16 protein-coding genes and 2 tRNA genes are annotated in these 13,873 nt (G+C 71.4%); 15 read left to right on the plus strand and 3 right to left on the minus strand.

Going from position 1 to position 13,873, the window contains the following annotated elements; genetic code table 11:
• Positions 1-84 precede the first annotated feature (84 nt).
• The 4 genes from K377_RS38710 to K377_RS38725 all read left to right on the plus strand — a co-directional run bounded on the left by K377_RS38710 (position 85) and on the right by K377_RS38725 (position 3,891).
• A complete protein-coding gene (locus K377_RS38710) occupies positions 85-576 on the plus strand; it encodes a hypothetical protein (RefSeq protein WP_111668348.1) in 492 nt (163 codons plus the stop codon).
• Positions 577-770: 194 nt separating this feature from the next.
• A complete protein-coding gene (locus tag K377_RS38715) occupies positions 771-2,057 on the plus strand; it encodes a glutamate-5-semialdehyde dehydrogenase (RefSeq protein ID WP_111668349.1) in 1,287 nt (428 codons plus the stop codon).
• 77 nt (positions 2,058-2,134) lie between these two features.
• Positions 2,135-2,722, plus strand: coding sequence for a hypothetical protein (locus K377_RS38720; protein ID WP_258395300.1), 588 nt, complete (start codon positions 2,135-2,137; stop codon positions 2,720-2,722).
• A gap of 89 nt (positions 2,723-2,811) precedes the next feature.
• A complete protein-coding gene (locus tag K377_RS38725; protein WP_111668351.1) occupies positions 2,812-3,891 on the plus strand; it encodes a hypothetical protein in 1,080 nt (359 codons plus the stop codon).
• Between the two features lie 18 nt (positions 3,892-3,909).
• On the opposite strand, the gene K377_RS38730 is transcribed toward K377_RS38725, so the two are convergent.
• Positions 3,910-5,007, minus strand: a complete 1,098-nt coding sequence (locus tag K377_RS38730; protein WP_111668375.1) for a M48 family metallopeptidase — start codon at positions 5,005-5,007, stop codon at positions 3,910-3,912.
• Positions 5,008-5,106: 99 nt separating this feature from the next.
• On the opposite strand from K377_RS38730, the gene K377_RS42570 reads away from it, so the two are divergent.
• The 7 genes from K377_RS42570 (at position 5,107) to K377_RS38755 (ending at position 9,408) form a co-directional block, all read left to right on the plus strand.
• Positions 5,107-5,235: a hypothetical protein gene (locus tag K377_RS42570; RefSeq protein WP_258395301.1), complete on the plus strand. Its 129-nt coding sequence runs from the start codon at positions 5,107-5,109 to the stop codon at positions 5,233-5,235.
• Between the two features lie 114 nt (positions 5,236-5,349).
• Positions 5,350-5,514 carry a hypothetical protein gene (locus tag K377_RS41905; RefSeq protein WP_181512755.1) on the plus strand — a complete coding sequence of 55 codons (165 nt, stop codon included), beginning with the start codon at positions 5,350-5,352 and terminating at the stop codon, positions 5,512-5,514.
• Between the two features lie 55 nt (positions 5,515-5,569).
• The gene (gene nadD / locus K377_RS38735) at positions 5,570-6,232 is read left to right on the plus strand and encodes a nicotinate-nucleotide adenylyltransferase (RefSeq protein ID WP_111668352.1); all 663 of its coding nucleotides are present in this window, start codon (positions 5,570-5,572) and stop codon (positions 6,230-6,232) included.
• 25 nt (positions 6,233-6,257) lie between these two features.
• Positions 6,258-7,949, plus strand: a complete 1,692-nt coding sequence (locus K377_RS38740; protein WP_111668353.1) for an LCP family protein — start codon at positions 6,258-6,260, stop codon at positions 7,947-7,949.
• A gap of 170 nt (positions 7,950-8,119) precedes the next feature.
• The gene (gene rsfS, locus K377_RS38745; RefSeq protein WP_111668354.1) at positions 8,120-8,578 is read left to right on the plus strand and encodes a ribosome silencing factor; all 459 of its coding nucleotides are present in this window, start codon (positions 8,120-8,122) and stop codon (positions 8,576-8,578) included.
• On the plus strand, positions 8,575-9,222 hold the full coding sequence (locus K377_RS38750) for a histidine phosphatase family protein (RefSeq protein ID WP_111668355.1): 648 nt from the start codon (positions 8,575-8,577) through the stop codon (positions 9,220-9,222). Before rsfS ends, K377_RS38750 begins: the two co-directional genes overlap by 4 nt.
• Positions 9,223-9,335: 113 nt before the next feature.
• Positions 9,336-9,408: transfer RNA gene (locus K377_RS38755), tRNA-Ala, on the plus strand.
• Positions 9,409-9,428: 20 nt separating this feature from the next.
• Here the strand turns inward: K377_RS38755 and K377_RS38760 are convergent.
• Positions 9,429-10,319 (minus strand): helix-turn-helix transcriptional regulator, encoded by an 891-nt coding sequence (locus K377_RS38760; RefSeq protein ID WP_111668356.1) that lies wholly within the window; start codon positions 10,317-10,319, stop codon positions 9,429-9,431.
• A gap of 224 nt (positions 10,320-10,543) precedes the next feature.
• Between K377_RS38760 and K377_RS38765 the strand changes: the two genes are divergently transcribed.
• The 3 genes from K377_RS38765 to K377_RS38775 all read left to right on the plus strand — a co-directional run bounded on the left by K377_RS38765 (position 10,544) and on the right by K377_RS38775 (position 12,464).
• On the plus strand, positions 10,544-11,902 hold the full coding sequence (locus K377_RS38765) for an MFS transporter (protein ID WP_258395302.1): 1,359 nt from the start codon (positions 10,544-10,546) through the stop codon (positions 11,900-11,902).
• Between the two features lie 88 nt (positions 11,903-11,990).
• A complete protein-coding gene (locus K377_RS38770) occupies positions 11,991-12,227 on the plus strand; it encodes a hypothetical protein (protein ID WP_202454858.1) in 237 nt (78 codons plus the stop codon).
• A 3-nt stretch (positions 12,228-12,230) separates the two neighbouring features.
• Complete coding sequence (locus K377_RS38775) at positions 12,231-12,464, plus strand: hypothetical protein (RefSeq protein WP_111668357.1); 234 nt, start codon at positions 12,231-12,233, stop codon at positions 12,462-12,464.
• Here K377_RS38775 and K377_RS38780 read toward each other — a convergent pair.
• Complete coding sequence (locus tag K377_RS38780) at positions 12,433-13,623, minus strand: glycosyltransferase 87 family protein (RefSeq protein WP_111668358.1); 1,191 nt, start codon at positions 13,621-13,623, stop codon at positions 12,433-12,435. The two genes, K377_RS38775 and K377_RS38780, sit on opposite strands and share 32 nt — an antisense overlap.
• Positions 13,624-13,781: 158 nt before the next feature.
• Here K377_RS38780 and K377_RS38785 point away from each other — a divergent pair.
• Positions 13,782-13,854, plus strand: a tRNA-Ala gene (locus tag K377_RS38785).
• Positions 13,855-13,873: the final 19 nt, after the last annotated feature.

Raw genomic sequence — 13,873 nt, forward strand, 5'->3', positions numbered from 1 at the left:
TCTTGAGGCAGGGAGTTACACGCAGGGAGTTCAGCCGGAGTGGTTCCGCACGACCATCACGACCATTGCGCAAAGGAGGCCGTCGTGAGACGAGCGCGCCCGGGGGCCGTATCCAAGGGGTCCCGAGGGTCGGCTGAGCGAGCCCTGACGAGTGTGGCCGCGGGGGACGCGTACGAGGAGCTGTCCGGCGAGACCGCGGACGTCACCGTGGAGCCCACGGGAGGCACCGAGGAAGTCCCCCGTCTGTGGCACATCACGCTCAGTGTCTCCGGCGCCGAGGCGCCGCTGGCCGAAGTCCGCCGTGGCCTCGAACAGCTCGCCCACGACCACCCCTTCCTGCTGACCAGCCGCTACGCCGTCGACCACGCCGAGATCCGGTACTGGGAGGAGGCCCGCGACCTGCACGACGCCGCGGCCGTCGCCCTGCGCCTGTGGGGCGAGCACCGCCAGACGTCGCAGCTCCCGCCCTGGGAGATCGTCGGCCTGGAGGTCATCGACCGCCAGACCTACCACCACCGCATCGCGGAGGGCTACGGCCCCCTCCCGGCGACCCCGGTGGGCGTGCACCCTTTCTAGGCAGTCCGAGGAAGCGCCCCGCAGGGGCGCGGGGCTGTATCGATGTGCGGCTCCGCCGCGTGGGCGCGAGCACCCACGACGAACCGTCACCCGGCGACGAAACCGACCGCCTCACGAACAAACCGTTTTCAGCCATGTCTCACCCCCCGAAACACGCGCTGGACACCCCCCGCACCCCCGTTACCCTGCGGAGCATGACGCCTTCGCTGAACCCGTACGACTCGATGACCCCGGTCACCCGGGCCGCCTACCGCGCCCGCGCCGCCGCGAACACCCTCGCCCCGCTGCCGCGCGCGCAGAAGGACGACGTCCTGGCCGCGATCGCCGACGCCCTCGAAGTCCGTACGGCCGAAATCATCGAGGCCAACACCAAGGACATCGCCAAGGCCCGCGAGGCCGGCACCAGCGAAGCGATCATCGACCGGCTCACGCTCACCGCGGAGCGCGTCCGCGCCATCGCCTCCGACGTGCGTGACGTCATCGCGCTGCCCGACCCGGTCGGCGAGGTGGTGCGCGGCAGCACCCTGCCCAACGGCATCGACCTGCGGCAGATCCGCGTCCCGCTCGGCGTCGTCGGCATCATCTACGAGGCCCGGCCCAATGTGACCGTCGACGCGGCCGCCCTCTGCCTCAAGTCGGGCAACGCCGTCCTGCTGCGCGGCAGCTCCTCCGCGTACGAGTCCAACACCGCGCTCGTGCGCGTCCTGCGTGACGCCGTCGGCGGCGCCGGACTGCCCGCCGACGCGATCCAGCTGGTGCCCGGCGAGTCCCGCGACTCGGTGACCGAGCTGATGCGCGCCCGCGGCCTCGTCGACGTCCTCATCCCGCGCGGCGGCGCCTCCCTCATCAAGAACGTCGTCGAGAACTCGATCGTGCCCGTCATCGAGACCGGCACCGGCAACTGCCATGTGTACGTCGACAAGGACACCGACCTCGACATGGCGGTCGACATCCTCGTCAACTCCAAGGCCCAGCGGCCCTCCGTCTGCAACGCCGCCGAGACGCTCCTCGTCCACGCCGGCATCGCCGACGCGTTCGTGCCGCGCGCCCTCGACGCCCTCGCCGACGCCGGCGTCACCGTCCACGCCGACGCCCGGATCCTCGGATACGCCGAGCAGTCCAAGGCCACCGTCGTCGAGGCGACGCCCGAGGACTGGGAGACCGAGTACCTGAGCTACGACATCGCGGCCGCCGTCGTCGACGACCTCGACAGCGCCGTCGAGCACATCCGGCTGTGGTCCTCCGGCCACACCGAGGCCATCGTCACCACCTCGCAGCAGGCGGCCCGCCGCTTCACCCAGCTCGTCGACTCCACGACCGTCGCCGTGAACGCCTCGACCCGGTTCACCGACGGCGGCCAGTTCGGCTTCGGCGCCGAGATCGGCATCTCCACGCAGAAGCTGCACGCCCGGGGACCCATGGGGCTGCCGGAGCTGACGAGCACGAAGTACATCGTCACGGGCGACGGGCACACCCGGTAGTCACCGGATGGTGCGGTTCGTGCGGTGAATTTCCTTACTGTCTGCCCAAATTGACCCCCCAGGTCTACTCTGGACACGTGCCGGAGGACGTGGGGGGCACGCCGTTTCCGGACGGCTGGGAGCCCGACGACGACCACGACCGCGGGGGTTCGGACGACGCGTTCGCCTCCGTGGTCTTCGACGAGGACTTCGTGCAGGCGGCGAAGGTCCATGAGCCCACCGCGGTCGAGCGCCTGCTCGCCGCGGCGCAGGCCCGTGCCGAGGCCCAGGAGGCCGAGGCCCGCAGGGCGCGCATACGCCGCGGCCCCGACGACGACTTCTACGACGAGTCCGACCCCGAGGGGTTCGGCCCGGACGACGCCGCCGACTTCGGCCGCGAGCTCGACGACCTGTACGACGACGGGCCCGACGAGACCGGCCGCGGTGCCGCCCACCCCGGCCGGATGCGCTGGCGCAGGCCCGTCGCCTGGGCGCTCGCCCTGCTGATGGGCGTGGGCATGGTCGCCCTCGCCTTCACGGCCGTCTACCGCGGCGCCGCCTCGGGCCGCCAGGACGACCGGGTGCCCCCGCCCGCGACGACGGAGCTGGAGAAGAGCGTTCCGGGTCCGTCCGCCTCCGCCGACTACTCGCGGCCCGCGGTGTCGGCGGTTCCCCGCACCCCCTGAGCGGCCCGGCACCGCTCCCGCGGGCCGCTGTCGGAAGTTGTCGTGTACCAGGGCGTTTACCGGAGGCCCCAGGGACCTACCCTGAAGGTATGGGCGGGCCAGCAGACCCACCGGAGGGGACCCCCGAAGGCGGCCCCGGAGGTGGTGGCGGAAGCGAGGACGAATACCGATCCGTCGTGTTCGACGAGTCGTTCGTCCGGGCTGCCCGGCTCCAGGAGTTCTCCGCGCGGGAGCGGATAGCCGACCACGCCCCCGCCGTGCGCCGCACGCCCGCGCTGCGCCGCGGACTGACCCGGCAGGCCGTCATCCTCGTCGTGATGATCGTGCTCGCCTTCGGCACCGCGATCTACATGGGCGTCCGCAGCCCCTACCGCACCGCCCAGGCCGTCCGGCACACCGAGCCGCTGCGGATGACCGTCATCCCGCTCGCCCCGGCCGGCAAGGTGCCCGGCGCCGACTCGGCCGCCGAGCTGTACGCGCACAGCCCCGCCGCCCAGTTCCACACCGCCGCCGACGGCATCACGCTGCCCACGCCGACCCGACGCACCGCGCACTTCTCCGACAGCCAGGTCGTCGCCGCGCTCACCACGTCCAAGGACTATCTCGTCGACTCCTCGCTCGACCCGGACGTGCTCACCGGCTCCACCCTGCGGCCGGTGCGCCAGCTCGTGGACCCGCAGCAGCTCGACCAGTTCGACCAGAGCTTCGACCGCCCGGCCGCCGACGGCCGGCACGCGGCCACCGGCTGGCTGGTCCGCTTCGACCCGGCCGAGGCCGCGCTCGCCGATCCCCGGATCCGGGTGACCGGCACCCTGCACGTCGCCGAGACGGACGCGGACACCCTGGAAGTCACCTCGGACCACACCTTCGTGTACGCGCTGCGGCCCACCGACCGGCCGGACGCCGAGGCGTCCCTGTTCACCGTCCGCCGCGAGCTGCACTTCCGCTACGACCGCGACGACCTGCGCAACCACCAGGCCGAGGTGCTCGTGTCCTACCTCCAGGCCGGGCCGCTGTCCTGCTCCGCCGACTCGGCGGAGCGGCTGCACCCGCTGCTCGCGGGGCAGCGGGCCACGAAGGACGGTCCGGCGGGCACCGATCCGTACGCCACGGGTGGCGCGACCGCGCTGTGCGGCGCGCTCGCGCCCAGTGCCCAGCCGTCCGTCTAGCGGGACGAGTCCCGCGTCCTACTCGTCGTCGCGGGTGCCGTGGTTGCCGGTGTTGCCGCCGCCGCCCTCGCCGCCGCTCTGGCCGCCGAAGTTCCCGAAGCCGCGCCGCACCCGGCCGCCCAGGTCGCCGGCGCCGCCCGCGATGTCGCTGACCAGCTTCATCAGCGGGTCCTTCGAGTTCTTCACGTGCGTCGAGTAGTGTGCGGCCGACTCGCGGAACGAGTCCGTCACCGAGGTGTCCTTGTCCTCGGTGCGGCGCGGGTAGTGGCCGTCCATCAGCCGCTGGTGGTCGCGGGACTCCGCCCACTTCTTCAGCTCGGCGGCGCGCACCGTGGTGAACGGGTGCGAGCGCGGCATCACATTGAGGATCTTCAGGACCGAGTCGCGCAGATCGCCCCCGGCCTCGTACTCCTCGGCCTGCTTCAGGAACGCGTCCACGTTCATCTCGTGCAGGTGGTTGCCGCCCGCGATCTTCATCAGGCCGCGCATCGATGCCTGGAGGTCCTGGCCGACCAGCAACCCGGCGCGGTCCGCGGAGAGTTCGGACTTGCGGAACCACTCGCGCAGCGCCGTCACGATCGCCATGATCGCGAGATTGCCGAGCGGGATCCACGCCACGCGCAGCGCCAGCGACGTCAGGAACAGCAGTATCGTCCGGTAGACCGAGTGGCCGGACAGCGCGTGGCCGACCTCGTGGCCCACGACCGCCCGCATCTCCTCCTCGTCCAGCAGTTCGACGAGGCCGGTCGTGACGACGATGATCGGCTCGTCGAGGCCGATGCACATCGCGTTCGGCTGCGGGTCCTGATTGACGTACATCGGCGGGACCTTCTCCAGGTCCAGGATGTAACAGGCGTCCCGCAGCATCGAGTTGAGATGCGCGAACTGGTCGTCGGAGACCCGCACCGAGTCCGACAGGAACAGCAGCCGCAGGCTGCGCTCGGGCAGCAGGCCGCTCAGCGCCTTGAAGACCGTGTCGAACCCGGTGAGCTTGCGCAGCGCCACCAGCGCCGAGCGGTCCGCCGGGTGCTCGTACGCCCGCGAGGAGATCCCCGGGAAGCGCCTGCGCTGTCTGCTGGGTACGTGATCATGCTGCTCGTTCGGTACGTCGGGCATGCGGCCCCCCATGTCTGTCGTCCGGTCGTGCCCCCGAGATGGTGACCAGACTAGGCGGAGATACCGTGACGGGTCAGCAGACAGAAGGAGCGAACCGCCATGGATCACATCATCGCCGCGTCCGAACAGGGCGCCGGCAACCTGCTGCGCATCGTGCTCGTCGTCGGTGTGCTCGGAGCCGTCTTCCTGGCCTGGTTCCTGCTGCGCGGCTACAAGCGCGACGACTGATCCGGGGGATCCGGAACCCGTACGGCAGAGTCGGCGTGAGCGGCGGGAGGGCCCCCGCTTACGATGGGCGGGAAGTCTTTGTCCCGATCCCACACCGGATAGGTCCTGCTGACGATGAGCCTCCACGCCACCGCTGCCCAGCTGGCCACCCTCGCCTCCGAGGGCGGCGAGCACGGCGGCAACCACGAGAGCATCAGCCCCCTGATGACGGGCGGCGCCGCCTTCATCATCCTGCTGCTGCTCCTCTGGATCACGACCCGCTTCAACCGCGACCGCTGATCATCCGGGCCCTCCCGGCGGGACCACCCGGATCGGGCCAGTAGGCTCTGCACGCATGGGAGCGCAGGACATGCCTACCGGCCCGGTCAACAGCCCGACCGGCGGCCCGGATCACCAGTGGGCCTCACCGGCCAAGAGGCGCCTCGGCGTCATGGGCGGAACGTTTGACCCGATCCACCACGGACACCTGGTGGCGGCCAGTGAGGTCGCCTCGCAGTTCCACCTCGACGAGGTGGTGTTCGTGCCGACCGGGCAGCCCTGGCAGAAGAGCGACAAGAAGGTCTCGCCCGCCGAGGACCGCTATCTGATGACGGTCATCGCGACCGCCGAGAACCCGCAGTTCTCGGTCAGCCGCATCGACATCGACCGCGGCGGACCCACCTACACCACGGACACGCTGCGCGATCTGCGCGCGCTCAATCCGGACACGGACCTCTTTTTCATCACGGGCGCCGACGCCCTGGGCCAGATCCTCACCTGGCGATACACCGAAGAGCTCTTCTCCCTGGCACACTTCATCGGCGTGACCAGGCCGGGTCACCCGCTCGCGGACCCCGGCCTGCCGGAGGGCGGCGTCTCGCTCGTCGAGGTGCCCGCCCTCGCGATCTCGTCCACGGACTGCCGTGACCGAGTCGCGAAGGGCGACCCCGTCTGGTACCTGGTGCCGGACGGTGTGGTGCGCTACATCGACAAACGCCAGCTGTACCGAGGCGAATGACCCTGCACCGCCGAGAGGGGCATCGGTGAACGACCGATACGACGGTTACGACCAGCAGAATTACGAGCTGGTCGGCTACGACGAATTCGGCCAGCCGGTCTACCGGCAGGTGGGACAGGCGCCGTCGTACGAGCAGCACGCGGGCAACGCCGGTGACCCGTCGTACGGATACGGCTACGACCCGTACGCGACCGGGCAGCAGCAGCCGGTCCCGCCGCAGCCCTACGACCCCTACGGCGGTGCCCAGCAGGGGAGTTCGGGCGGGTACGACCCCTACGGCCCGGCCGCCGGGACCGGGCAGCAGCCGCGCGCCGGGTACCGCGGCGAGCAGCAGCAGCAACAACAGCAGCAACAGGCGCAGGCCACCGCGTACATCCCGCAGCAGGCCCCGCCGGTGACGCCGCCGGAGCCGCAGCCGCAGGCCCGGCCCCGGCCGCAGGGCGAAGCGGAGCAGCGCGACTACCGCACCGAGCAGTTCGAGTTCGTCGAGGAGCCGGACGAGAACTCCGAAGACGTCATCGACTGGCTGAAGTTCACCGAGTCGCGCACCGAGCGGCGCGAGGAGGCCCGGCGCCGCGGCCGCAACCGGGTCGTCGCCCTCGTCGTCGTCCTCGTGCTGTGCGTCGTCGGCGGCGTCGGCTACCTCTGGTCGGCGGGCAAGCTGCCGTTCCTGTCCGACGACGCCGCGAAGGCCGGCTCTGCGGCCGCCGCCGGTCCGCAGAACCGTGACGTCATCGTCGTCCACCTGCACAACACCAAGGGCGGCGGCACCTCCACGGCGCTGCTGGTGAACAACACCACCACCAAGCAGGGCACGACCGTGCTGCTGCCCAACACCCTCGGCCTGACGGACGAGGAGGGTAGCTCGACCACGCTCGCCAAGTCCGTCGAGGACGACGGCTCCTCGGGCACCGGCGACTCCATCGACACCCTGCTCGGCACCGACATCGAGGGCACCTGGCGGCTCGACACCCCCTTCCTCAGCAACCTCGTCGAACTCGTCGGCAACATCGACATCACCACCGACACCGACGTCCCGGACCCCTCCAAGAAGGGCTCCACCCTCGTCCACAAGGGCCAGGACCAGACGCTGAGCGGCGCGATGGCCGTCGGCTACGCCACGTACCGGGCCAAGGGCGAGGCCCAGACCGCGCAGCTCATGCGGTTCGGCCAGGTCATGCAGGGCGTCCTGCGCAAGATCTCCTCGGACCCGCAGGCCGCGACGACCACCGTGCAGACCCTCACCCAGATCATCGAGCCGCCGCTCACCGAGAAGGACCTCGGCGCCTTCCTCGCCAAGCTGGCCGACCACGCCAAGGAGGGCGACTACAAGACCGCCCTGCTCCCGGTCCAGCAGGACGGCACCCTCTCCAAGCAGACCGCGAGCTCCGTGGTCAAGGACGTGCTCGGCGGCACCGTGAAGGCTCCGTCGTCGGGCGACTCCCCGCGCGTCTCCGTCGAGAACGCCACCGGCGACAAGGCCCGTACCGAACTGGCCCGCGTGGCTCTGGTCAACGGCGGCTACACCTACGTCTCCGGCGGCACCGACACGGCCGTGGCCGCCTCCCGGGTCACGTACGCCGACGCGGACAGCAAGCAGGACGCCGTGGAGGTCGCCAAGACCCTGAACCTGCCGACCTCGGCCGTGAAGAAGGGCGAGACCACGGCGAACGCGGACGTGTCCGTCGTCCTCGGCCAGAACTACACGGGCAAGTGACACCGGCGCCGGCGCCCCCGCGCGGGGGCGCCGGCGATGCCGTGAGGCCGCCCGGCGGTCCGTGAGACCCTTGGGGTATCCCCGTGAGGCCCGGTGAGGGACAGTCCGGGGGAATTCCGGGGGTATCCGACCCGAAAAGATCGCCCCGACCTTCGACCGAAAGCCTTGTAGTGACCGCCACTGACCGTTCCATCGAGCTCATCAACGCCGCCGCGCAGGCGGCCGCCGACAAGCTCGCGCACGACATCATCGCCTACGACGTCAGCGACGTGCTGTCCATCACGGACGCCTTCCTGCTGGCCTCGGCGCCCAACGACCGCCAGGTCAAGTCCATCGTGGACGAGATCGAGGAGCGCCTGAGCAAGGACCTCGGCGTCAAGCCGGTGCGCCGCGAGGGCGACCGCGACGCCCGCTGGATCCTCCTCGACTACGTCGACATCGTCGTCCACGTCCAGCACAGCGAGGAGCGCGTCTTCTACGCCCTCGAGCGGCTGTGGAAGGACTGCCCCGAGCTGGACCTGCCCGAGGAGGCCAAGGCCACCCGCGGCAAGGGCGCCGAGCACGCCCAGCGCGAGGAGGCGGCGGCGGAGGCCGAGGACATCCGGGACCTCGGCGGTGAGGTCCTTTGACGGCGGCTCCGCGCGGCCGTCGGGTCATCCTGTGGCGGCACGGCCAGACCTCCTGGAACCTGGAGCGCCGCTTCCAGGGCACCACGGACATCGAGCTGACCGAGACCGGCACCGGGCAGGCCAGGCGCGCCGCCCGGCTGCTCGCCTCCCTGAAGCCGGACGCGATCGTCGCCTCCGACCTCAAGCGGGCCGCCGCCACCGCCGGTGAGCTGGTCCGGCTGACCGGCCTCGACATCACGTACGACGAGGGCCTGCGCGAGACGTACGCCGGCGCGTGGCAGGGCCTCACGCACGACGAGATCCAGGCGCAGTACGGCGAGCAGTACGCGGCGTGGAAGCGCGGCGAGTCCGTGCGGCGCGGCGGCGGCGAGCTGGAGACCGAGGTCGCCGACCGGGCCGCGCCCGTGGTGCTGCGGCACGCCGACAAGCTGCCCGACGGCGGTCTGCTCGTCGTGGTCAGCCACGGCGGCACCATCCGCACCACCATCGGCCGCCTCCTGGGCCTCGAATCCCACCACTGGGAAGGGCTCGGCGGCCTGTCGAACTGCTGCTGGTCCGTGCTCGGCGAGGGCGCGCGCGGCTGGCGCCTGCTGGAGCACAACGCGGGCACCCTGCCGGAGCCGGTCCTCGGCGACGACGACTGATCCGGCCGGTCCCCGGGGCGCGGGGGCCGGATTTCACTTTCTGGCAGGTCGCAGGCTAGAGTTCTTCTTGTTCGGGCCGCCCGGGAAACCGGCCGGAAACCGAATGAAAGCAAGGGGCTATAGCTCAGTTGGTAGAGCGCCTGCATGGCATGCAGGAGGTCAGGAGTTCAATTCTCCTTAGCTCCACAGAAAGAAATCCCGTCCCGTCAGGGGCGGGATTTTTCTATGTCCCGATCCTTGTCCAGATAAGCGCGGGTGGCGTCGTCCGCGGGCGAGTAGACGACGATCCGGCACTCCGGCATCCCGTCGATCGACAGGGACGTCGACGTCATCCGCAGCTCGCCCGGTGCCCCGTCGCACCGGAAGGTCTTCACGCGGGAGCCCGGAGGCACCACGTCGCCGCTCTCCCAGAGCCCGGCGAAGAAGGGACTGGCCGCCGCCAGCTCGCCGATGAAGCCCTCCCAGGCGGGCTCGCCCACATGCCGTCCGTAGCCGGAGCGCAGGGTCGCCACCATCACCGGCAGCTCCGCCTCCCGGTTCACCAGGGGACAGGTCCCCTCGGGGGCCAGGAAGAGCGTCCGCAGCGCGTTCGGGACCCGGGGCGGCGGGGTGGGGACGACGATGAACAGCGACCGGTAGGGGGCATTGGTCGCCAGCAGGTCGAACCGGGCGTTGTAGACGACCGCGGGCAGCGGGGCGAGCGAGTCGAGGATGCCCTGCACCTGCGGGCCCACCGACCGCCCGGCGTCCTCGTGCGCGGGCGCGAACGCCACGTCCGCCAGGTGGTACAGGTGCTCGCGCTCCGGCCGGTCGAGCCGCAGGGTGCGCGCGACCGCGTCCAGGACCTGGGGCGAGGCATTGATCGGGCGTCCCTGCTCCAGCCAGGTGTACCAGGTGACGCCGACGCCGGAGAGCTGGGCGACCTCCTCGCGGCGCAGCCCGGGCGTGCGCCGCCGCGGGCCCGCCGGCATCCCCATGTCCTGCGGGGAGACCCTGGCGCGGCGGCTGCGCAGGAAGGCGGCCAGCTCCGGCCTGCGGCGGTCCTGTGGCCCGCCCGTGGTCCGCTCCGTCGTGGTCATCGTCGTCACATCCCCCATCGTGTGCCCGCGTGCCGGGACCCGGAAGACACGAACCGGGTGGTGCCGGTACCAGCATCAGTGGGCTCTCGGGACCCGTGCCCGATCGCCGTCACGCTCCAGGCATGACGACAACCGCCCCGGAAGATTCCCCGTCCCCAACTCCCGTGTCCAGTAAAGCCCCCACCGCTGACAACGGCACGGACAACGGCCCCGCGCGCGGCGACCGGCGGCTGCTCGCCGTGGTGCTGACCGCGCAGTTCATGGCGGTCCTCGACGTGTTCATCGTGAACGTCGCCGCCCCCACCGTCCGCGCCGAACTCCACGCGTCCGGCTCCGCGTTGCAGCTGATCGTCGCCGGATACACCATCACGTACGCCGTCCTGCTGATCACCGGCGCCCGGCTGGGAGACCTGTTCGGGCACCGGCGGGCCGTGCTCGGCGGGCTCGCCCTGTTCACCGCGGCCTCGCTCGCCTGCGGCCTCGCGCAGAGCGGCGGCCAGCTGATCGCCTTCCGCATGGTGCAGGGAGCCGGAGCGGCCCTGCTGGTGCCGCAGGTGCTCAGCCTCGTCCAGCGGCACTTCGCCGGGGAGGCCCGCACCCGGGCGCTCGGCCTGTACTCGGCGACGCTCGCGGTGGGCGCCGCCGCCGGGCAGGTGCTCGGCGGGCTGCTGGTCGGCGCCGATCTGTTCGGCACCGGCTGGCGCGCGGCGTTCCTGGTGAACGTGCCCGTCGGCGCGGCCCTCCTCGTCCTCTGCCGGGGCGCGCTCCCCGCCGACACCGGGCGCGGTGCGGGCCGCCGCCTCGACCTGGTGGGGCTGGTGCTCCTCGGCGGCTCGGTGTCGCTGCTGACCGTGCCGCTGGTGCTCGGCCAGGAGCAGGACTGGCCGCTGTGGTCCTGGCTCTGCCTGGCGTCCTCCGTCGTGCTCTTCGCCCTGTTCTGCGGCTACGAGTCCGCTCTCGCCCGGCGCGGCGGGGCTCCGCTGATCGTGCCGAGGGTGCTGCGGCTGCCCGGCATCGGCCTGGCCGTCTTCCGGGTGCTCGCCGTGATGGCCGTGAACGCGGGTTACCTCTTCGCGCTCACCCTGCACCTCCAGAGCGGCCTCGGCCACGGCCCGCTGCGCGCCGGGCTGACCGTCGCCCCCACCGCGGTCGCGTTCGGCGCCGTGGGGCTGACCTGGCGGCGCTGGCCGGCGCGGTGGCAACGGGCCCTGGTCCCGGCCGGGTTCGCACTCGCGGCGGCGGGAGCGCTCGGCACCGGTCTCGCCCTGCACGGCGGGGGCGACGGCGGTGCGGGGCTCCAACTGTCCTTCGTGGCGATGGGCGCGGGGCTCTCGCTCGCCTTCGGCCCGACGCTCACCGGGGCCCTGGCGACGGTGCGGCCCGAGGACGCGGCCGACGCCAGCGGACTGCTCACCACCATGACCCAGCTCGGCATGCTGATCGGCGTCGCCGCCTTCGGCACACTATTTCTCGGCCGCGTTGAGTCACTGGGGGCCCCTGGGGCGTACAACTCTTCGGACGCGCTCCTGATCTGCGCGTACGCGCTGGCCACGGTGGCGTTGGTGGGCGCCGTATCCGGACTGGTACGCAGGCGTCGCTGACCGTATTGCTCCGGCCGTGGCAGAATCGGACGGCCGGGAGGGGGCTGCGTCCGACCGACGAAGACGGCCCGACGGGAGGGAGTGCGCGATGCCCGCGAGCATCAACGAGGAGGCCGACCGCCTCCTCGGTGAGACAGCGATATCCGCCGAGCCCCCGTTCCCGTCCGCGCCCGCCCCCGGTGTCCCGGCCCAGGAGGTCGCCTCGCGCGGCACCCGGGTGCTTCTCAACTGTCCGTCCTGCGGTTCCTCCCATGTCGCCCAGATGCTGGGTGACAACGGCGGGGTCTCGTACGTGTGCACGGCCTGCGGCCACAGCTGGAGCTGATTGATGGGTGCACACAGGAGGAAGTGCGACTGGTGCGGCAGCGGTACGCCCATCGTGCGCGACATGGAGCCTCTCAACCCCGAGTACCAGTACTGGTGCGAGGAGTGCGCGCGGGCGCTGATCATAAAAGGCGACCCGATCGAGACGTACCGCGAGTTGGAGGGCGAGCCGATCTACGGCCGTCTCCTCGACGAGCACTGCACGCTCAAGCGGTTCTACTCGTTCGCCAGAGCCTGACCCCGGCGTGCGCCAGAAAGGCGCAGCTGGCTCCTACGTAGAGGGCCGACAGGAGCAACTCGGCGCCGTTCTGGTGCAGTTCCGGGCGGCCCCCGCCGTGCGGCACCCACCACAGGGCGTACGAGCAGAACAGCAGCCCGAGGACGGCCGCGGTGCGGCGGCGGCCCGCCTCCCAGGTCAGCAGGATCAGCGGTACGCACCACACCCAGTGGTGCGACCAGGAGACCGGACTGACCAGGAGCGCCGTCGTCGCGCACACCACGACGGCCAGCGCCTGCCGTCCGCGCAGCGCCGCCGCGACCGCCACCGCGATGCCCGCCGCCCCCACCGCGGCGGCCACCAGGACCCACCACAGGCCCGGGTCGTCGGTGTGCAGCAGCCGGGCCAGGACACCGCGCAGCGACTGGTTCGCGGTCTCCTCGGCGTGCCCGACCCGGCTCGCCTCGAAGACCGTACGGGTCCAGAAGCGGCGCGAGTCGTACGGCAGGACCACGGCCGTCAGCGCCGTGACACCGGTGAACGTGCCGGCCGCCACGCACGCCGCGCGCAGCCACGGCCGCCACGCGCCCCGGGTGGCCGCGAGCGCGAGCCCCGTGCAGAACAGGAACACCGCGAACAGTGCCGGGGTCAGCTTGATCGCGGCGGCGACCCCGATGCCCACCCCGGCCCACCGGTGCCCGGGCCGCCGGGTCAGGTCCCACAGGACGAGCACGGCGAGCAGCAGGTTGACCTGGCCGTAGCGCAGGGTGGTCCACACCGGTTCGCACCACACGGCGCCCGCCGCCACCCACAACGCGTGCTCCACGCGCGCGTGCCGCCGCACGAGCAGCAGGGAGAGGTGGGCGAACGCGACGAGCAGGGCGAGATTCAGCGCCGTCGCCGCTGTCCGCAGGGACGCGATGTCCAGCAGGGTCAGCGGTGTGAACAGCAGCGCGGCGAACGGCGGGTACGTGGTCGGCAGCCCGGCGTGGGTCGCCCGCAGCGCGTACAGGTCGCCGCCCGCCCGTACGGTCGCGCCCTCCGCCCGGTAGACGAGCAGATCGATCATCGAGACGTGAGCCGCGCGCTGGGCGATCCAGAAGCTCACGAAGGAGAGAACACAGACTCCCAGGGATACGGAGACACGACGGTGGGTACGGGGCAGGACGAGCGCGGTCACGGGACGCACCGTAGTGGCCCCATAAGGATCTTTTCCCAACAAGGTGGGGCAGATGGGAAACGATTTGGTGGTGCACCCAGGGGACCGTGTAATGTTGGCGTCGCCGCCGGGGAAACCGACAGGGAAGACCTGAAGGACACCACGGCAGTACATCGCAAGGGGCTATAGCTCAGTTGGTAGAGCGCCTGCATGGCATGCAGGAGGTCAGGAGTTCAATTCTCCTTAGCTCCACAGGAATTGAGAGCGGGCC

The sequence above is a fragment of the Streptomyces sp. PsTaAH-137 genome (assembly GCF_003259365.1).
GTDB lineage: Bacteria > Actinomycetota > Actinomycetes > Streptomycetales > Streptomycetaceae > Streptomyces.